The following is an 18,918-nucleotide window of genomic DNA, read 5'->3' on the forward strand; positions in this document are numbered from 1 at the left end:
AAATTTAAAGAAATTTAAGGGATAATGGAGGGGAAAGGCAGGAGATATTAGAGAGGCAAGGAAGAATAACCGTATCTTTACTGTCTTGATTCAAAAACGTGATATTCGGGCATTAACCTTAGAAGAACTAACTGCAGTTTTTCAGCAATTGGGCGAACCTGCCTTTAGGGCCAAACAATTGTATGAGTGGTTGTGGAGTAAGAGCGAAATTGATTTTTCTAAAATGTCGAATCTTTCCCTCAAACTAAGAACTTATTTAAATGAAAACTTTGTAATTAATGCGGTTCAGATCAGTGAATTGCAAATCAGCAGCGATAAAACCATTAAATGCGCCATGCGCTTGCATGATAATTACGTAGTAGAAAGTGTATTAATTCCTTTAGAGAGTAGAATGACGGCTTGTATTTCATCGCAGGTGGGTTGTAGTTTAACTTGTAAATTTTGTGCTACCGGAAAATTAAAACGCATGCGCAATTTAAATGCCGATGAAATTTATGATCAGGTGGTATTGGTTAAAAAAACCGCAGAAGAAAAATACCATAGTCCCTTAACTAATATTGTGTACATGGGTATGGGCGAGCCCTTATTAAATTATCAAGAAGTGTTAAGTTCAATCGAAAAAATTACTTCGCCAAAAGGTTTGGGCATGTCGCCAAAACGTATCACCGTATCAACTGCCGGCGTAGCTAAAATGATAAAAAAATTGGGCGATGATGAAGTCAAATTTAATTTAGCTATTTCGCTACACGCGGCTAATGATACCAAACGAAATGAAATAATGCCTATTAACGAAACCAATAACTTGGAAAATTTGCAGGAGGCGCTCATTTATTTCACTAAAAAAACCGGTACGCGACCTACTTTTGAATACATTGTTTTTAAAGATTTTAATGATTCAGAAACGGATGCCGAAGAACTGGTGCAATTTTGTAAAAAAGTAAAGGGGAAAGTAAATATTATAGAATATAATCCAATTGATAACGAAGAATTTAAACAAACCACAAGGGCAAGATTAAATGCTTTTATCGATCATTTAGAATCAAGAGGCATTATTTGTAATGTAAGAAGGAGTAGGGGAAAAGATATTGATGCGGCTTGCGGACAATTAGCCAACAAAAACAAATTGGCGTTAAATGAATTAAAATAAAGTTTAATTTAGATTCGTGTCGAGAAAAGTAGAAGAAATAAAAGCACCGGTTAAAGATCACATGGAGGCCTTTGAGGAGAAATTCCGAGGAGCCATGAAAAGTACTGTGCCTTTATTGGATAAAATCACCAATTATATTGTAAAAAGAAAAGGCAAACAAATCAGGCCCATGTTTGTTTTTTTAAGCGCTCAAAATGCCGGTGATATAAATGAAAGTACGTATAGAGCGGCAGCCTTAATTGAGTTGTTGCATACCGCAACTTTAGTGCATGATGATGTGGTGGATGATAGTAATGAAAGGAGAGGATTTTTTAGTGTAAATGCTTTATGGAAAAATAAAATTGCCGTGTTAATTGGCGATTTTTTGCTTTCTAAAGGATTGCTTTTATCTATTGAAAACAACGATTTTCACTTGCTAAAAATAATGAGTATTGCTGTAAAGGAAATGAGTGAAGGAGAATTATTGCAGATAGAAAAAGCCCGGCGCTTAGATATATCGGAAGAAATTTATTTTGAAATTATTACCAAAAAAACGGCCGCCTTGTTAGCGGCCTGTTGTGCTGCGGGAGTAGCTTCGGTTAGCCAAGATGAGAAATTAATCAAATTAGCTACAGAATTTGGAACATTAACCGGCATTGCTTTTCAGATAAAAGACGATTTGTTTGATTTTGGCAGTGGAGATGAGATCGGAAAACCAACGGGGATTGATATTAAAGAGAAAAAAATGACATTGCCGCTCATTTATGCTTTAAACAATTGTTCATCTGCAGAAAAAAGGAAAATTATAAATATTATTAAAAATCACAGCGAGGAAAGTGAAAAAGTGGAGGAGGTTATTAAATTTGTGATTGAAAAAGGCGGAATAGAATATGCCATAAAAATTATGCATGAGTATAAAAACAAAGCCTTGCAAATTTTAAAACAATTGCCCGAAAATGAAGCCGGAAAAAGCTTAGAAAATTTATTGATATATGCCATTGAAAGAAAAAAGTAAAATACTGGGTTTAACGTATGCATTATTTATCACGGTATTCTCTTCTTGTGTGAATGAAACGGTTATGACCGAAGCCCAAAAGCGAGAAAATGATTCTTTAAGAAAAGTAAAACAAAGGGAGTATAGTGATAGCATGAAAAGGGCGAATCCTTTATTGATTATGCCTCCGGACAGTGAATATACCGGCGAATATATTGACAAGTATCCTACCGGAATAGTAAAGTTTAAAGGCATGTTTAGATTTGGGCAACGACATGGCGATTGGTTTAGTTTTTATCCCAATGGTATGAAATGGAGTGAACTTACTTTTGATAACGGTCTCAAGCAAGGTAAAAATGTAGCCTATTATCAAGACGGTAAAATACGTTATGAAGGATATTATAAAAATGACATTCAGGATAGCGTTTGGATTTACTACGATAGTATAGGAAGGGTTGCCGATTCTTTTACTTTAAACAACGGAAAAGTAGTTCCAAAAAATTAGATACCCGAAACCACTTTTGTACGTAAAGCGGTTATTCCCTCACTGATATCTTTAATAGCCTCAAATCCGGTTTTTTCTGTTTGCATAGAAGCCGCAAAAATATCGTGGAGTTTTTTTAATCCGTGTAAAATATAATCAGAACGGTCATTTAATTTGGAAGCTTCTAATAAAATAATCAGATTTTTTAAAGATTCTTCCTGACTTAAAATACTTTTTGCAACTTCATCTGAATTTAGCGACTCGGTTATTTTGCAAGAAACATACAATCCTTCAATCCACGCACCGGAAAGAATGATGGCTGATGTTGCCGGTCTGTTGTTCGTTTTTAATATTTGATCGGCCGATTTAAAGGCGTTAGTGATGATTTCCAAGGTAGAATCTTTGCTGGATTTATTAGCTTCCATTCTGTCAAACATGCTTTGATCGAAAGCGTTATTCACACCTAAATCACCGGCAAGCACATTTACACATTTCAGAAAAATTATACTTTCTTGTGTTTGCTCAAAAGCACTGGCAATACTTAAATCTGAACCATATACCCCAAGATTTACAGCTTTTGCAGACTCTATGGTGTATTTATCTACAAAGTTAGGATCGTTTAATAAATCGGCATTATAATCGATTTGGTGAGATTCAATAAGTTTCAAAATTTCTTTTCTATCCGGCATGGTGTTAAACACGTTTTGCGCATTTAATTTAGTTTCTTCAACAGCAATTCTAGTTGAATCCATGTGATCTAACGAATCATCAATTTTTTCACCGCTGCCACATGCATTTATCATTAAAATGATAACCGGGTAAAAGATGAATTTGAAACTTTTTTTCATTCGAGTAGTACAAATATATATTATTTTTTTATTCCCTTGTCATACCTGACACGGTTTATTTCATTCCCGTTTTTATCGTAAAAAATCCACTCTCCGTCGGGCACACTCTGTAATTTGCCCTTTCTACGTTCTTTAATAACAGCATAATAACAAACGGATTGGAGTCGGGCATTGTTGTAATAACTTACACTTTTGCCTTGCAATTTACCCTTATTAAAATTTTGTGTTTTATTTAATCCTCCGGTTTCAAAAAAATATTCCCAGGTGCCGTGTTGATGACCTTTGCGATATTTTCCTTTGGTATCAACAAATCCGCCTCTTTCAAACCACTCTATGTGTTGGCCGTGTTTTATTCCATTTACATAATTAGAAATCTCCCTTGGTTTTCCACTGTCAAAGAAGTAATTCCATTTTCCGGTTTTTTTCCCTTTTTTGTTGTATTTGCCTGTATAATTTAGTTGACTATTGCTATACCAGCCTTGCCAGTTTCCGGTGAGTAAACCCAAAGTAAAAGATCCTTCATCCTTTTTCTTTCCATTTTGCCACCAGCTTAACCACAAACCGTTTTCTTTTCCGTTTAAATAAGCACCTTCTTGTAATTTGTTGCCGTTTTCAAACCAGGTAACCCACATACCATTTTTTATACCATTTAGGTAATTTCCTCTTCTCCATTTTTCGCCGCCCTGGTAAAAATAATTCCAGGTATCGTTTTGCATATCACTGGCGAAATTACCTTCGCTTTCAATTTTCCCGTTTTTATAATAATATGTCCATTTCCCTTCCCGTAAATTATCTTTTAATGTTCCACTCATTTCTAAATTGCCTTCCGGAAAATAAAATTTCCAAATCCCGTTCTTTTTACCGGCCTGAAATTCTCCCTCACTTTTAATTTTGTGATTCGGAAAATATGAGGAATAATATCCATTTAACGCACCTTCTTTGTAAGTAGCTTCGTAATCTAGTTCGCCATTTTGATGAAAAAACCGCCATATGCCATCTTGTAATCCATCTTTATAATTTCCCATGGCACGAATAATTCCATTATCATAATTGGCGGTTATACTTCCTTGGCCGTTACTTACGAGTTGTATGCCATTATTATTCCACAAATTGATTAAATACAAAGTTGAATCTTTGTATTCTTTTTCGAATTTGCGTTTTCCATTTTCATAATTTTCTTCCCATTTACCACAAGGTTTTCCTTCGCAAAAATTTTGTATCGATTTAATTTTTCCGTTGCTGAAAAAAGTTTCAACTTTGCCGCTTCGTTTATCTTTTTCAAAAAAACCTTTGCTTTCTACTTGGCCGTTTTCAAAGTAATAAATCCACTCACCTTCTTTTTTTCCTTTAGTAAAAGGCTCCTTACTTTTTGTTTTCCCGTTTTCAAAAAAGGAAGTCCAGATGCTGTCGGCTAAATCATTTTCATATTTTGTTAGTTGAGCAACTTTTCCCGATTTGAAGTAGTAAACATTGGTGCCTTCTTTTCTTCCTTTTTCATAGAACTCAATTGCTTTTTTGGTACCATCTTCGTAAAAAAATGTCCAAATTTTGTCTTCTTTTCCCTCATAATAGGTTCCTTTTCTGCTCACATTGCCTGATTTGTAAAATTCAGTATGTGAACCGTGCGGCATTCCCTTATAGTAATCTGTTTCAGATTTTAATTGAGACTCTTTAGCGTCGTAGTATTCTTTTTTAAGTTGACTTTTACCGATAGTTTGAATGAAGAAGCAGGACAGAATAAAAATGCGAGAATAATACATAGTGTAAATTTAGCCTGCATAACGGGAATGCCGGAGAAAGGATACGGGTTTTGTGAACAATTTTCTGTTGGCAAACGGAAAATCAAGCGCAAATGGCTAAGGAATCGCAATTACAGAACTTGCTACTTTGTTTTGGTACGATATTTTAATAGTAACTGACTTTTGTTTAAAGGGCCAGGAATTAATATTTACAATGGTTTGAGTGAGCAATTTACTTTCCAGAATTTTATTTTCTTCATCTAATATTTCCAATAACGGAAATTGTTTGCCAAAAGAACCTAGCACAGTAAATTGTAATTGACCGGGATCATTAAAAAAGGAAATAAATATTCCTTCATTTTTGGCGGCAGATTTTTTACCATAAACCAATTTATTTTTTCTTTTGTTAAACTTTTTATCAATAAAATTAGTTTCGTTTGCAATATAAGTACCATGACGTTGAATTAATTCCGGATTTTTTTTCTGATGAGAAGGACTTTTATCCCAAATTCTCAGGTAATCAATTTCAAAAGCAACTTTACCGGTGTCTTTTTTTACAGGACCGGGATGAAAGGGACCGTCATCGGCCGGAATAGCCAGATTAAAAATAATATTCTTCGGGTTTTTAAAATTTACATTAGAGTTGCCAATAAATTGCCCGTTTAAATAATAACGAACATAATCGTTGGTCCATTCGCAAGACAAGATATTGAACTCACCGGATAAATCGGCCCGGGTTTTTGCCCAGCCTCCATAGCTTCTTTTCGATAAATAATAACTGATTTTATCGCAACCGCGACAATGTGTATCAATATGTACCTGTGACGTTCGTTCGCTCTTTCCTTCAAAAATATCTATTTCTTCATAGGGGTCGCCGCTGAATAACCAGAAAGCCGGCCAATACCCTTTTTGCTTCGGAATTTTTAATCTGCATTCAAAATAGCCATGCGAAAAAGTTTCTTTACTTTGAATCATCCCTGAGGTAAAAGCAAATGTTTTTTTATTGAGCCCAAAAAAACGCTTGTTGTCTATCAATGAATCGCTGTCTTTCATATAGTCAACCGTTTTAGCAACAGTGTCTTTACGAATTGCCTGGATAGATAATTGTCCGTTTTTTACTTTGTGATTATGTCCTTCGGTATAATATTGTTGTTCCTTATTGGTAAAAATAGAACGGGCCCATCCGTAACTGTAATTCCATTTTACTTCATCTATTTTATCGCCATTAAACTCATCACCGCCCGAATAATGCCAGGTGATTAAAGTGTCTTTTTTGAATTGCCACATAATTTGTGAAGAGAGCGGAGTAAGAATTGAAAGAAAAAATATTATAACTAAAACTTTTTTCATTAATCATTTAGTTTTAATACAGCCATGAATGCACTCTGTGGAATTTCAACACTTCCCACTTGTTTCATTCTTTTTTTACCTTCTTTTTGTTTTTCAAGTAATTTTCTTTTTCGGGAAATATCACCTCCGTAACATTTTGCAGTTACATCTTTACGCATGGCTCGTATGGTTTCTCTGGCGATAATTTTTGCTCCAATGGCGGCCTGAATAGGTATTTCAAATTGTTGTCGTGGAATTAATTCTTTTAACTTCTCACACATTTTTTTTCCTAAGCTGTGCGCGTTGCTTCTGTGCACAAGTGCAGATAAGGCATCCACCGGTTCCGAATTCAGTAGAATATCCATTTTTACCAAATCACTCTGGCGCATTTCAAGTGGTGCATAATCGAAAGAGGCATATCCTTTGGAAATTGACTTTAAACGATCGTAAAAATCAAAAACAATTTCGGCTAATGGCATATGAAAAATTAATTCAACACGATCGGCAGTTAAATAATTTTGATTTACAATTTGGCCGCGTTTTTCGATGCATAAACTCATCACCGGCCCAATGTATTCAGATTTAGTGATAATATTAGCTTTAATGTATGGTTCTTCAATAAAATCAATTTTCCCCGGATCGGGTAAATCAGATGGATTATTAACCGTTACCAATTCATTACTGGTAGTGTATGCCTTATACGAAACGTTAGGAACAGTAGTAATAACCGTCATGTTAAATTCGCGTTCAAGTCTTTCCTGAACAATTTCCATGTGCAACATGCCTAAAAATCCGCAGCGAAAACCAAAACCAAGAGCGGCCGAACTTTCCGGCTCCCAGGTTAACGATGCATCATTTAACTGCAATTTTTCCATGCTGTAACGAAGCTCTTCAAAATCCTCTGTATCTACCGGATAAATTCCTGCAAATACCATGGGCTTCACATCTTCAAATCCATCAATTCCTTTTTCACAAGGACGATCAACATGCGTAATGGTATCACCTACCTTTACTTCACGCGCATCTTTAATTCCTGAAATAATATAACCTACATCTCCGGTTCTAACTTCATTACGAGGTTCCTGTTTTAATTTTAACACACCAACTTCATCAGCAAAGTAGGAAGCGCCGGTATTCACAAACTTAACTTTATCTCCTTTTTTAACTACTCCGTTTATGATTTTGTAATAGGCAATAATTCCTCTAAAGCTATTAAACACGCTGTCGAAAATAAGTGCTTGTAGAGGAGCTTCAAGGTCTCCAACAGGAGGATTTATTCGTTCTACAATGGCCTCTAATATTTGATCAACTCCCATTCCCGTTTTGCCACTTGCGGGAATTATATCTTCTCGCTTACATCCAATTAAATCAACAATTTGATCTTTTACTAATTCAGGTTCGGCGCTGGGTAAATCCATTTTATTCAAAATGGGAATTATTTCCAGGTCGTTCTCCAGTGCTAAATATAAGTTCGAAATGGTTTGCGCCTGTATACCCTGGGCAGCATCAACAATTAATAAGGCCCCTTCGCATGCTGCAATTGAGCGCGAAACTTCATAACTAAAATCAACGTGGCCGGGAGTATCAATTAAATTGAAAACGTATTTTTCTCCTTTATAATTATATTCCATCTGAATGGCATGACTTTTTATAGTAATGCCCCTTTCTTTCTCTAAATCCATATCATCCAAAACCTGAGCTTGCATTTCACGACTACTGATCGTTTTAGTGTGTTCTAATAAACGGTCGGCCAAAGTGCTTTTACCGTGGTCGATATGAGCGATGATACAAAAGTTACGGATGTGTTTCATGAATAAATGAATAACCTAAAAAGGGACACAAATATACTAAATGATACGGATTGTTAAGAAGGAATCAAAAGCAAAAAAGCGAGACCAATCGGCCCCGCTTTTCGAGATAATTTTCGAGTTCAATTATTCAATTGCCATTTTTGATGTTCGGATAATGGCGTTATTCTCTTTAATTCGAATGAAATACACACCCTTTGCTAAATGTTTTAAATTTAATTTAGTTTGCATGTTCAAATGATGTTCTTCTAATAAAATCTGCCCGGTAATGGATAATACTTCAACACTCATTTTTGGAGATAAAGAATTAAACGAAATATTTAATTCGCCATTATTGGGGTTAGGATAAAAATTAATTTGATCTGCCGAAGAAATGTTTTCTTGTATACCAATACACGAAATAACAGATTGTGTTATAGCAACACTTTGCTGACAAATGCCATTGATAGCTCCTGTTAAAGTATAGGTAGTTTCAGAAGTAGGAGAAACAGTTTCCGTTAAGCCATTTCCGCCTGTGCTCCAGGTATAGGTGCCTGCACCAAATGCACTTAAGGTTGCTGTTTCACCAATACAAAGTAAAGTATGACTTGATTGAGCAGACAAGGTTGGATTAGGACTTACGCTCACCTGTTTAGTTGCCGAAACAGTACAAGTTCCATAATATCCGGTTAAGGTATAAGTTGTGGCAATAGTTGGATTAACGATAACCGCACTGAAAGTTGATCCGGTACTCCAAGAATAGGTAAGCGCACCGGACGCAGTTAACAGTGGCGTTCCGCCAATACAAATTAAAGAAGGGCCGTTAATTGATACAAGCGGGTTATTTGAAACAGATACCGTTGTTACTACAGTGTTTGCAGATGGGCATCCCGCACCAGATTCTCCGGTTATAGTATACATACTGGTAGTAGTAGGACTAACAACAGCTGATCCTCCAGAAATCGTATAGGTGGCGGCGCCGCTTGGATTTAATGTAAATGAACCACCAACAGGGCAAATTGCACCATTAGGACAACTAATGGTAGGTGTTAAATTCACAAATACTTCAGCTGACTTAACAACTACACATGCACCAACAGTTCCAACTACTGCACTCCCTGTGCATGTATAAGCAGAATAAACGGCCGGAGTTAAAGAAATAGCAGCAGTATTTGCTCCATTACTCCAACTATAGCTATTAGCACCTGAAGCTGTAATAGCCAATGTATTTCCGCTACAAATGGTAGACGTTTGCGGGGTTACAGTTAATGAAATTCCATTATCATAAACACTTTCAATAGCAAACCACCCCAAGGTTGGTGTAATAGTTCCTATAAATCCCCCGTTGATTCCAGAAGTTGCATATATATTCGAAGGCATATTATTAGTAGCGCTAGGCATTGTAGCCAAAGGGAAATATCCCGATACTGTATTGGCCGGTTGCGCTAATCCTACATAATAAAAACTGTTGGCAATTAAAGTTGGAGGCGTGGCAAAATCAAATTGTTTATAGGTTCCGAACATGGACGGAGCTAAAACTATTGTATTAGTGGTGGCTAAAATTACCCCGCCGCTACTACACAACACACCATATACAGCGTTACCGGCGTTTTGTGGGGTATTTCCAATACCTATTCTTAAAGCCGTTAATGAGCTGGTGTTTGGAATAGTTGTTCTGTTGAGTAATAAACCGCTGCCGGTATTAAATCCTACACCTTGTGTAAAGTTACCGGATAATGGAACCGGAGGCCCGGCGTTTAAATAATTACAGGTAACGGAGTGCTGAATACTACCGTTATTGTTGGTATTATTTTCGTCTGAAGGTAATATAACTTCTACCGTATGCATTCCCTGAGCTGTAGGTGTAAAACCAGGGAAGGCAACAACAGCTAAAGCTCCCGGGTTAATATTAGCAATGGTTGCTGTAGCAACAAAAGAGGTTGGTCCAGTTACTGATAAGGTAGGTACAACATTGGTCATGGCCACACCTGCATTATTTCTCACAGCCACACTGAAAGAGTAAGGAGATCCGTTTACTAAGGGTTGTCGTCCGTTCCCATAAATACCATAGACCTGAGCCTCGTTGGTATACGTGTTCACATAACCCACTCTGAACACCGGTCTAACATTACCTTGTACTAAAGTGTTAGAAGCAGGAACCGCAGTTGTGCTGATGGCAGCTCCTCCTATTGGCAAAGTATTATCGGCCCTGTATTTTGCTGAGTTATTTGAAAATGGCCCCGTAGTAACCCAATCCATAGCTACATATAATCCACCACCTGTATAATTAAAATCTGCCGGGAAGGGAATCGTTAAAGTTGTTGTACCAACCGGAATAGTAACTGTATTGTTATATACTGATGTCATTGGGGCAATTGCCGTTGTAAAATTTATCCCTTTTTGGTAAGTTAAATCACTGGTGTTTTCTAAATAAATTTGCATAGTACCGGTAACGGCCGGACTTAAACCAAAATTTAAGAAAAAACCTAAGGCATTAATTGCGGTATTGGTACCAATAGTGGTTAACTCAGAAGCTCTCATTATATAAACACCACGAAAGGTTACATGATTGGTTGTTCCGTTTGCTGCTCTAGTATCAGTTGTTGTTGTTTCAATAGCCGGCACTTTTAGATACGAAGTTTGTGCTTGAACTACATATTGAAAAATAATTGTAAAGAGCAATGCTAATTTGTAAATTTTTCTCATGAAGAATAGGGTTAAAATTTTCTACTAAACTATGAAAAATTAATACATAATAACGAAGAAAATTGACCAAGGCCCCTAAATCCATTTAATGAATTTAGATTATTTTAGGTGTTAGTTTTAGAAAAAAAATGGCCAAAGGTTAGTTATCTAATTTAATATTTTCGTCTCCTTTTTGATAGGGAATATAGGAGTAAATAAACTGAAACATTTCCTCAGTGGTTTTCATACTTTCTACGCCATTGCCACTGGTAATATCCTGGGGCGGATGAAAAGGATTAAGCGGGTTTTTATTTGTGTTATTAAAAGTTCCGTATACGTGTATTTGTGAACCTTCAGTAAGAGCAATGGGTTTTGTATAGGTATAATAATACTGCCACTTAAAATCCCATTTATTAATCCGTATTAAAGGAATCGTATCCCCGGACGGATTCAATGCAAATGCCCAATATTTTTCTCCTAATAAATGCATATGCGGATTAACTGATAACAATGAAATAGCCTTGGTAAGTGTGATGCTGGTATGAAAAGTTTTAATTTGATTGGCTGGAATTATAAAATCCGGTTTAATTTTTCCTGTCCCAAAGGTTCCTAGTTGTGATTCAACTATCGGTCTTTGAATTTTTTCCTTCCGGAAAAACACATTTATTTTACTTTCATCCACTGTATCAATATTACTTGGGCCATAATGAATATTATTCAATAAAAAAGCTCCGTTTTTTTTCATTCGGTATCCACCTATGGATTTCGGATAAACCGGCGGGGTGTAACCGGGAAGATAATAAACTGTATTAGGAGTTAGCGTGGGGTATAAAGGGGATTTGCCATCGGTGTACGGGATATTCATTTTATTATATACTTCTAAAACTTTTTCACGGGTATCAATAGAGGCCCAATCACCCTTCATGTGATTGAATGTGCGATTAGGATCATAAGAGATTAAATGCCCATTTACATGGTGTATTATTTTTCTTTGGTCGGGAACGAACTCTACAAAATCAATCAGAGTGTCCTTGTCCATTTCATATGGGAATTTTAAAATATAAAAAACATCAGTTCCGTTTCCTTTTATTTTAATTTGTCCTACCGACTCAATGGTTAAGTCCGGTTTACGATAAAAAGAACCTGAATAAAAAGTAGGAGCGGAAGGCTCAACAGCACTGTCGCCCCTTTGCATACCGTTATCAACCCATAAAGCAATTATTGCAATTTCATTTTTGGTAAGCACACGTTCGCCAATAAAATGGGAGTAGGATGGGTCGGCCGGCCAGGGCGGCATATAACCGGTTTGGGTAACAAACTTAATCAGTTTCGCCTTTTTTATCGCATCATGATAAGACAATAAATGAAAAGGACCGCTTTCACCCGGACGGTGACAAGGAGAACAGTTTTTGTAAATTATTGGTGCGATATCGGCAGACCAAGTGACATTGGAATTTTTTTCGATAGGAGATTTTTCGGTACACGAAAAAAGAAGAATAAAAAAAAGTGGAATGAATAATGCAAAAAAAGTATGTCTTATTTTTTTTTGCATTTAATAATTTAAGCATACGCGTAATAAGGCGAAATCATCAAATAAACTATAACGCCCGAAACCGTAACATATAGCCAAATGGGATAGCTGAAGCGTGTTAATTTTTTGTGCTTTAAGCGCTGATCGGTTAAACCATAATAAAATGATAATAAAACCAAAGGTAAAACTAATACCGCAAAAAAAATGTGACTCAATAAAATAATCAGATAAACCGGCTTAATACCGCTAACTTCATTTTTTTCTGTTAAACTCATTATTCCATCATGGTCGCTATCTCCAAATTTTGTGTCGGGTATAAAATAGTGAGCGGTTACATAACTGAGTAAAAACAGCGTACTTAAAATAAATGCGGTTATATTTATTTTTTTATGAAGCGCAATATTTTTTTTGCGTATAGCAATTAAAGATAAAATAAGTAAAACAGAACAGGTGCCGTTCAATATAGCATTTAACATGGGTAATTTGTAAATCCATGATGGAATTTCCTCGGGATGCGGAATTAATTTTTGGTTAAGGGCAACAACAAGCGCACAGATCAGAATAGTTAAGCCATAAATTAATTTTTTAGCTTTTAAATCGGATGAATTGGTGAGTTGAATCATATACTTTACAAAAGTAAGCTTAGTTACAGATATTAAAAAATAAAAAACCCTCAGCGTTTAACCGAGGGTTTTCCATAAAGAAAATAAGGATAATTAGTTCCCTTTAAAATCTGCTTTACGTTTTTCCAGAAAGGCATCTACCCCCTCACGAAAATCAGACGTGCCAAAAGATTTACCAAACTCTTCTATTTCAACTTCAAATCCGTTTAATGAGCTGTTATAACCGGCATTAATTACCTTAATGGCAGTGCGCACGGCAGTTGGGCTCTTGCTTAAAATTTTATTGGTTATTTCGAAACATTTAGAAATTAATTCTTCCGGTGTAGTAACATAATTAGCTAAACCCCATTGGTAAGCGTCCTGTGCGTTAATCATATCGGCTGTTACAATCATTTCAAAGGCCTTTCCTTTACCTACCAATTGTCCTAAACGCTGCGTTCCTCCGTAACCGGGAATTACTCCCAAACTAACTTCAGGCAATCCCATTTTAGCATTATTACTAACCACGCGCATATGACAAGCCATGGCTAACTCTAATCCCCCACCCAATGCAAATCCGTTCACTGCGGCTATAATGGGTTTGGAATAATTTTCGATAAAATTAAAAATTTTAAAATGCCCGTTAGAACTGAGCTGTTTCCCCTGTTCAACTGAAAAATGTGCAAATTCGGAAATATCAGCTCCGGCCACAAAAGCTTTACTACCCGCTCCGGTAATAATAATTGCCTTAATTTCATTTGTATTTTCTGCTTCCACTAAAGTTTCATGCAATTCTTCAATGGTTTGTTTATTTAACGCATTTAATTTATCGGGACGATTAATCGTAATTAGCAAAACGCCAGTTTTGATTTCGCTTAAAATGAATTCACTTGTTGCCACCATGTTGGTTTTTTAGTTTGAACAAATATAAATTAAATGAATTGAATAGGATTAAAAGTTATAAACGGCTGTGGATAATTAATTTTAGTAATGAAAATAACCTAAAATATTTAAATACACAGTTTAAATCTAAAAAATATTATTTAGTTTTCTGGCAAGTACAACGCCCATCGTAAAACAGGATTGCAGCAAATATCCGCCGGTTGGCGCATCATAATCCAACATTTCGCCAATAGCAAAATGCTGAGGCAGTTTTTTAATTTGAAAATTTTCATCTATTTCATTCAAATCAATTCCCCCAACAGTTGAAATAGCCTCAGTTATAGCCCCGCATCTATATACAACTAGCGGAAAAGATTTAATTTTTTCGGCAAGTGTTTCAGCATTTAAAAATTCTTCTTTAGTAAGATAAAATTTGAGTAGCTGAATTAGAAATGAAGGTAAATTTATTTCTCTTTTAATTTGCTCCGTATAATTATTCTTAGCGTTTATTTTATTTATTTTTTCCACAAGCTGAGCCTTGCTTAACGATGGTTTTAAATCCACATTTAATATCGCCTTTCCATTATTCGCTTTTAAATCGGCTCTAATTTGAGGACTTAAAGGATATACTCCGCTGCCTTCAATACCCTGTGCGGTAAAAGTTATTTCGCCCAAATGATTTACATTATGACAGGAAATGGATATATTTTTTAAGGATTTACCTGCTAATTTTGGAATTAATATTTCGGGCCAATGAATTAAAAAGGTGCAATTACTGGCCTCGAAATTATTTACCTGAACTCCTTTTGTTTTAAAAAAATCTTTCCAGCTTCCGTCACTACCGGTAACGTGCCAACTAGCACCTCCTAAACAAAATACGGTAAAGTCACTGCTGATTTCTACCTTTTCCTTTGGCGTTTTAAATAATAATTTAGTCTCATTAAATCCTGCCCATTCATGTTCAAATAGAAATCTAATTTTTTTCGTTTTTATTTTATCTAATAAAATGTTTAAAACCTGTATGGGTTTTAAATTTGAAACCGGAAAAATTCTTTTGCTACTACCTACAAAAGTTTCAATCCCAAGTTGATCTAACCAATTGATAAAATCAATATTTGAAAATTGTTGAAATGCTTTTTCTAAAAAGATTTTCGGAGTATATTTTTCAATAAATGAAGTAGGGGATTCGGAATGCGTAATATTTAGGCCTCCTTGACCGGCAACCAAAAATTTCCTACCGGCCGATTTACTTTTTTCATAAATAGTAATTTCAAAAAGTTCTGTGTTTAATTCAAGGGCCAGTGCTAAGGCACATGCGCCTGATCCAATTATCGAGACTTTTTTTTTCAATTATAATTTGGCAAGATTAACGTACTGATCAAGCGTTTTAAACATATCGCTAAAAAATTGATAGCGTTGTTTTTCAGCAATACCACTTATTAAAGTACTTTTCTTTTCTAAATTCTTCATCCAGTGCTCGGTTTCTTCACAAAACTCAGGATTGTTGGTAGTAAGTGAATTTAAAGTGTTGAACGTAATATAAGAATACCTGGATTCACCCATTTGAACATAAATGCAATTTGTTCCCAAAACTACTTCGCTACTGTACAATTGAAATGTTTCATTTTTATCACTTATATTTTTTCTTCCGTTTTCAGCAAAACCTTGCACCATAGTAAGCATATCTCGGTTTTCTTCCAGCAATTCAAGTGCTTGTTCTTTTTTCAAAATGCCACTGTCTAAGTAAAATTGAATTTGACGAAGGTTTGTAAGTATGGTTTCTCGGGTCCAAATTTCAACACTGGGAACTTTTAAATATTCTAAAAAGGACTGATGGGCCACTTCAATTAATCGATCAGGGATTATGCCCCATTCAAATTTTTTATTTTGGTATTCAGGCACATTTAACACACTGCGTTGCCAGTAAAAAAGTTTAAACTCTGCATTTTTTTTTGAGAAAAACGAATAAAATAAAGGCGTTTCCTCTGCAACATAATGTAGCTTTTTATTATCGAACTGGGTAATTAGTTTGAGGTGTCCGGATATCCGATTAAAATAATTTTCTAAATTTTCTGAACTGTCAATCAATTTGGTATATGAAAATGTAACCGTGTCGCTTCTATTGCTAAATACATCATCAACACTTATTACATATTTTTTAGTGAGTTTATATACTTCCTCTATGGTTAATTCAGTTTCTCCCCTGATTCTTCTATATGCACTATCAATACTAATATTTAAAACATCTGCTATCTCTTCTGCAAGTCCAACGTTTGCTGGGAGAATTTCTTTTAATTTGGTAATAAAATTGTTTTGAATTAAAAGTTCTTTTACCGGGGTAGTTTTTTTTGCCATAGTATTAAAATTAAATTTTCAGAAAAGTTTTCATGAATTCACTTGCAAAAACAAAGTCTTTCAATTCCTTGTTTTCTGACCTCAACACTTCTTTATTTGTTCCCGACCACCAATTATTACCTTGGTGAACAAATAGAATATTATCTCCAATTTCCATTACACTATTCATGTCATGTGTAATTATTATTGTTGTAATATTATATTTTAAAGTGATATCTCTGATTAGTTCATCAATGACAATAGATGTTTTTGGATCTAGCCCTGAATTAGGTTCATCACAAAACAAATATTCAGGATTGTTGGCAATAGCCCTGGCCAGCGACGCTCTTTTTTTCATCCCACCACTTAGTTCTGACGGGAACAAATGATTTTTCCCTTCTAATTTTACAAGTTCCAGACAAAAGTTTACTCGATCTTTTTTTTCGGCCTTACTTAAGTTTGTAAACATGTCTAAAGGAAATCGAACATTTTCCTCTAAGGTTTGTGAATCAAATAGTGCGCCGCCCTGAAACAACATGCCTATTTTTTTTCTGATTTCCTGTTTTTCTTTTGGGAGTAGAGTAGGAAAGTTATGACCGGCGTATAACACTTCTCCTGAATCAACAGGATACAATCCAACCATCAATTTAAGAATAGTTGTTTTTCCACATCCACTTTCTCCTATTATTAAATTGGTTTTACCGGGAAAGAAATTAAATGATACGTCCTTAACAATGTGTCGTCCATCAAAGGATTTATTAATATTTTTTAATTCTATCAACGTGTAAAAAACAAATTGGTAATAATTAATCCAAATAATAGAATAAGAATACTACTATATACAACGGCGTTGGTACTGCTTTTGCCAACTTCCAGGGCACCTCCACTGGTGTGGTAACCAAAATAGGAAGAGATAGAAGTGATTAAAAAGGCAAAAACCAATACTTTAGTAAAGGCAAAATATAATTTCCAGGGTTCAAAAAATGCTTGAATTCCATAAATATATTCGTAGGCACTGCACGCGCCTGCAGCCACACCCATGGCATATCCACCCCACAAGCCCAGGAACATACTTAATGCAATTAAAAACGGAAAAATTAATATTGACGCTGCAATTTTCGGAAAAATTAAATAACTGGCAGAGTTAATTCCCATTATCTCTAATGCATCTATTTGTTCAGAAATTCGCATAGCTCCTATTTCAGAAGCGATGTTTGAACCTACTTTTCCGGCTAATATTAAACAGATTACTGTAGGACTAAATTCAAGCAACATACTTTCACGTGTTGTAAATCCAACAGCATACAAAGGAACTAGAGGACTGGTAAAGCCAAAAGCAGCCTGAATGGTGATAATCCCCCCCATAAAAATTGAAATAATGGAGATAATGGGAAGGGAAGAAATACCTATACTGTTTATTTCATGAATAATTTGCCTCCAGTAAACGCTTGTTTTTTCAGGTTTACCAAATACGCGTATCATTAACGCAGTATATTTTCCGATATGATATAGCGGCTTCATTTTAAAGATTAAAAATAATAATAAATTCTCAGTATATTTACTGTTGTATGAAGATAAAAAGAGTATTCATCCTGTTTATAGGACTGCTTGTATTCAGCACAAGTTTATCGTCTTGTTTTCTTTTTAAATCAAAAAATAAATGCGATTCATGTCCGGGAATCATGAAGGTAAAGAAATCAAAAAAACAATCTAAAGGTTCAATTTAAATTTTTTTAATAGGCAACTTCTACATGCAATCCAATTCCTATTGGACTTACTTTTTCCCATTTATCCTGACTGGCTTGTCTGAAATAAGTTGCGCTACCAACTAATTTTGTAGCAAACGATAATTTACTGGCATCTCCTAAATCTTTTATCCATTCAATGGAAATAAATGCATCTTCATCCAAAAATAAATTATAAGGGGTTAAATCTGTTTTTATAAATCCTGTTTTTTGAGGCATGGTAATGTAAATGTTTTGTTGGAGCAAATTAGTATCGGGCAAACCGTTTTTGCCTACACAATATAAATTAACGCGAAAAATCACACTATCAATTTCATTATTGTTCACCTGAAACATAAGTGACTTAAGGTGTGTTTGTTTATTTTTGATGTTTAGTTTTATGGCCATTTCGGTTCCTAAATTATTGTTTTTGAAACCTGCAGAAATGCCCTTAGCGGTGGTTTTATTGCCTAAAATTTTTGTCTTAATTTTTTTTGAAGTAACAGATATTTCTTTAAGATTTACGGAAACCTGTTTCATTTTAGCAATCGGATTCGTAATTAAATCTTTGCTTTTTGTTTTAATGGTTTCGTAACCTATAAGTGAAATTTGAATAGTTTCATTTTTTAAACTATCGGGTATCATCAGGCTGTATTCGCCATTTTCATCCGAAACCGTACCAATTCCTTTACCTAGTATGCCTATGTTTGCGAATTCAACAGGAGAACCATTTGATTCGTCAATTAATTTACCCTTGCATACCGTTTGTGCATTTAAAAATTGATTAACAATAAAAAACAGGATGAATAGTTTTTTCATATAAATTATTATTTAGTTGAGACGAAGAAAAGGG

The 18,918-nt window shown here is 35.1% G+C and carries 16 protein-coding genes; 3 read left to right on the top strand and 13 right to left on the bottom strand.

Features of this window, described 5'->3' with window-relative positions; all coding sequences use genetic code 11:
- Positions 1–88: 88 nt before the first annotated feature.
- The 3 genes from rlmN to IPM51_14625 all read left to right on the top strand — a co-directional run bounded on the left by rlmN (position 89) and on the right by IPM51_14625 (position 2,625).
- Positions 89–1,147 carry a 23S rRNA (adenine(2503)-C(2))-methyltransferase RlmN gene (gene rlmN / locus IPM51_14615; protein ID MBK9285531.1) on the top strand — a complete coding sequence of 353 codons (1,059 nt, stop codon included), beginning with the start codon at positions 89–91 and terminating at the stop codon, positions 1,145–1,147.
- A gap of 61 nt (positions 1,148–1,208) precedes the next feature.
- Entirely contained in the window at positions 1,209–2,141 is a 933-nt protein-coding gene (locus tag IPM51_14620) for a polyprenyl synthetase family protein (protein ID MBK9285532.1), read from the top strand.
- Positions 2,119–2,625, top strand: a complete 507-nt coding sequence (locus IPM51_14625) for a hypothetical protein (protein ID MBK9285533.1) — start codon at positions 2,119–2,121, stop codon at positions 2,623–2,625. The genes IPM51_14620 and IPM51_14625 overlap by 23 nt, the downstream gene beginning before the upstream one ends.
- Here IPM51_14625 and IPM51_14630 read toward each other — a convergent pair.
- The 13 genes from IPM51_14630 to IPM51_14690 all read right to left on the bottom strand — a co-directional run bounded on the left by IPM51_14630 (position 2,622) and on the right by IPM51_14690 (position 18,884).
- On the bottom strand, positions 2,622–3,452 hold the full coding sequence (locus IPM51_14630) for a hypothetical protein (protein ID MBK9285534.1): 831 nt from the start codon (positions 3,450–3,452) through the stop codon (positions 2,622–2,624). The genes IPM51_14625 and IPM51_14630 overlap by 4 nt on opposite strands.
- Positions 3,453–3,472: 20 nt before the next feature.
- The gene (locus tag IPM51_14635; GenBank protein MBK9285535.1) at positions 3,473–5,212 is read right to left on the bottom strand and encodes a hypothetical protein; all 1,740 of its coding nucleotides are present in this window, start codon (positions 5,210–5,212) and stop codon (positions 3,473–3,475) included.
- A gap of 96 nt (positions 5,213–5,308) precedes the next feature.
- On the bottom strand, positions 5,309–6,541 hold the full coding sequence (locus IPM51_14640) for a glycoside hydrolase family 16 protein (protein ID MBK9285536.1): 1,233 nt from the start codon (positions 6,539–6,541) through the stop codon (positions 5,309–5,311).
- Positions 6,541–8,331, bottom strand: a complete 1,791-nt coding sequence (lepA, locus tag IPM51_14645; protein MBK9285537.1) for an elongation factor 4 — start codon at positions 8,329–8,331, stop codon at positions 6,541–6,543. The genes IPM51_14640 and lepA overlap by 1 nt, the downstream gene beginning before the upstream one ends.
- Before the next feature lie 123 nt (positions 8,332–8,454).
- Positions 8,455–11,013 carry a T9SS type A sorting domain-containing protein gene (locus IPM51_14650; protein ID MBK9285538.1) on the bottom strand — a complete coding sequence of 853 codons (2,559 nt, stop codon included), beginning with the start codon at positions 11,011–11,013 and terminating at the stop codon, positions 8,455–8,457.
- 139 nt (positions 11,014–11,152) lie between these two features.
- The gene (locus tag IPM51_14655) at positions 11,153–12,544 is read right to left on the bottom strand and encodes a hypothetical protein (GenBank protein MBK9285539.1); all 1,392 of its coding nucleotides are present in this window, start codon (positions 12,542–12,544) and stop codon (positions 11,153–11,155) included.
- A gap of 8 nt (positions 12,545–12,552) precedes the next feature.
- Entirely contained in the window at positions 12,553–13,146 is a 594-nt protein-coding gene (locus tag IPM51_14660; GenBank protein ID MBK9285540.1) for a DUF420 domain-containing protein, read from the bottom strand.
- A 93-nt stretch (positions 13,147–13,239) separates the two neighbouring features.
- Positions 13,240–14,028: an enoyl-CoA hydratase/isomerase family protein gene (locus tag IPM51_14665; GenBank protein ID MBK9285541.1), complete on the bottom strand. Its 789-nt coding sequence runs from the start codon at positions 14,026–14,028 to the stop codon at positions 13,240–13,242.
- A gap of 126 nt (positions 14,029–14,154) precedes the next feature.
- A complete protein-coding gene (locus tag IPM51_14670) occupies positions 14,155–15,357 on the bottom strand; it encodes a TIGR03862 family flavoprotein (protein ID MBK9285542.1) in 1,203 nt (400 codons plus the stop codon).
- A complete protein-coding gene (locus IPM51_14675) occupies positions 15,358–16,362 on the bottom strand; it encodes a hypothetical protein (GenBank protein ID MBK9285543.1) in 1,005 nt (334 codons plus the stop codon).
- A gap of 10 nt (positions 16,363–16,372) precedes the next feature.
- Entirely contained in the window at positions 16,373–17,122 is a 750-nt protein-coding gene (locus IPM51_14680; protein MBK9285544.1) for an ATP-binding cassette domain-containing protein, read from the bottom strand.
- The gene (locus IPM51_14685; protein MBK9285545.1) at positions 17,119–17,862 is read right to left on the bottom strand and encodes an ABC transporter permease; all 744 of its coding nucleotides are present in this window, start codon (positions 17,860–17,862) and stop codon (positions 17,119–17,121) included. Before IPM51_14685 ends, IPM51_14680 begins: the two co-directional genes overlap by 4 nt.
- Before the next feature lie 212 nt (positions 17,863–18,074).
- The gene (locus tag IPM51_14690) at positions 18,075–18,884 is read right to left on the bottom strand and encodes a carboxypeptidase-like regulatory domain-containing protein (GenBank protein MBK9285546.1); all 810 of its coding nucleotides are present in this window, start codon (positions 18,882–18,884) and stop codon (positions 18,075–18,077) included.
- Positions 18,885–18,918 lie beyond the last annotated feature (34 nt).

It is taken from the genome of Sphingobacteriaceae bacterium (assembly GCA_016715905.1).
GTDB lineage: Bacteria > Bacteroidota > Bacteroidia > B-17B0 > Aurantibacillaceae > Aurantibacillus.

Excerpts from the sequence above, each read along its gene's own strand:
- IPM51_14620 (MBK9285532.1), top strand. The coding sequence starts at position 1,209 with ATGGAGGCCTTTGAGGAGAAATTCCGAGGAGCCATGAAAAGTACTGTG.
- IPM51_14625 (MBK9285533.1), top strand. The coding sequence starts at position 2,119 with ATGCCATTGAAAGAAAAAAGTAAAATACTGGGTTTAACGTATGCATTA.
- IPM51_14630 (MBK9285534.1), bottom strand. The coding sequence starts at position 3,452 with ATGAAAAAAAGTTTCAAATTCATCTTTTACCCGGTTATCATTTTAATG.
- IPM51_14635 (MBK9285535.1), bottom strand. The coding sequence starts at position 5,212 with ATGTATTATTCTCGCATTTTTATTCTGTCCTGCTTCTTCATTCAAACT.
- IPM51_14640 (MBK9285536.1), bottom strand. The coding sequence starts at position 6,541 with ATGAAAAAAGTTTTAGTTATAATATTTTTTCTTTCAATTCTTACTCCG.
- lepA (MBK9285537.1), bottom strand. The coding sequence starts at position 8,331 with ATGAAACACATCCGTAACTTTTGTATCATCGCTCATATCGACCACGGT.
- IPM51_14650 (MBK9285538.1), bottom strand. The coding sequence starts at position 11,013 with ATGAGAAAAATTTACAAATTAGCATTGCTCTTTACAATTATTTTTCAA.
- IPM51_14655 (MBK9285539.1), bottom strand. The coding sequence starts at position 12,544 with ATGCAAAAAAAAATAAGACATACTTTTTTTGCATTATTCATTCCACTT.
- IPM51_14660 (MBK9285540.1), bottom strand. The coding sequence starts at position 13,146 with ATGATTCAACTCACCAATTCATCCGATTTAAAAGCTAAAAAATTAATT.
- IPM51_14665 (MBK9285541.1), bottom strand. The coding sequence starts at position 14,028 with ATGGTGGCAACAAGTGAATTCATTTTAAGCGAAATCAAAACTGGCGTT.
- IPM51_14675 (MBK9285543.1), bottom strand. The coding sequence starts at position 16,362 with ATGGCAAAAAAAACTACCCCGGTAAAAGAACTTTTAATTCAAAACAAT.
- IPM51_14685 (MBK9285545.1), bottom strand. The coding sequence starts at position 17,862 with ATGAAGCCGCTATATCATATCGGAAAATATACTGCGTTAATGATACGC.
- IPM51_14690 (MBK9285546.1), bottom strand. The coding sequence starts at position 18,884 with ATGAAAAAACTATTCATCCTGTTTTTTATTGTTAATCAATTTTTAAAT.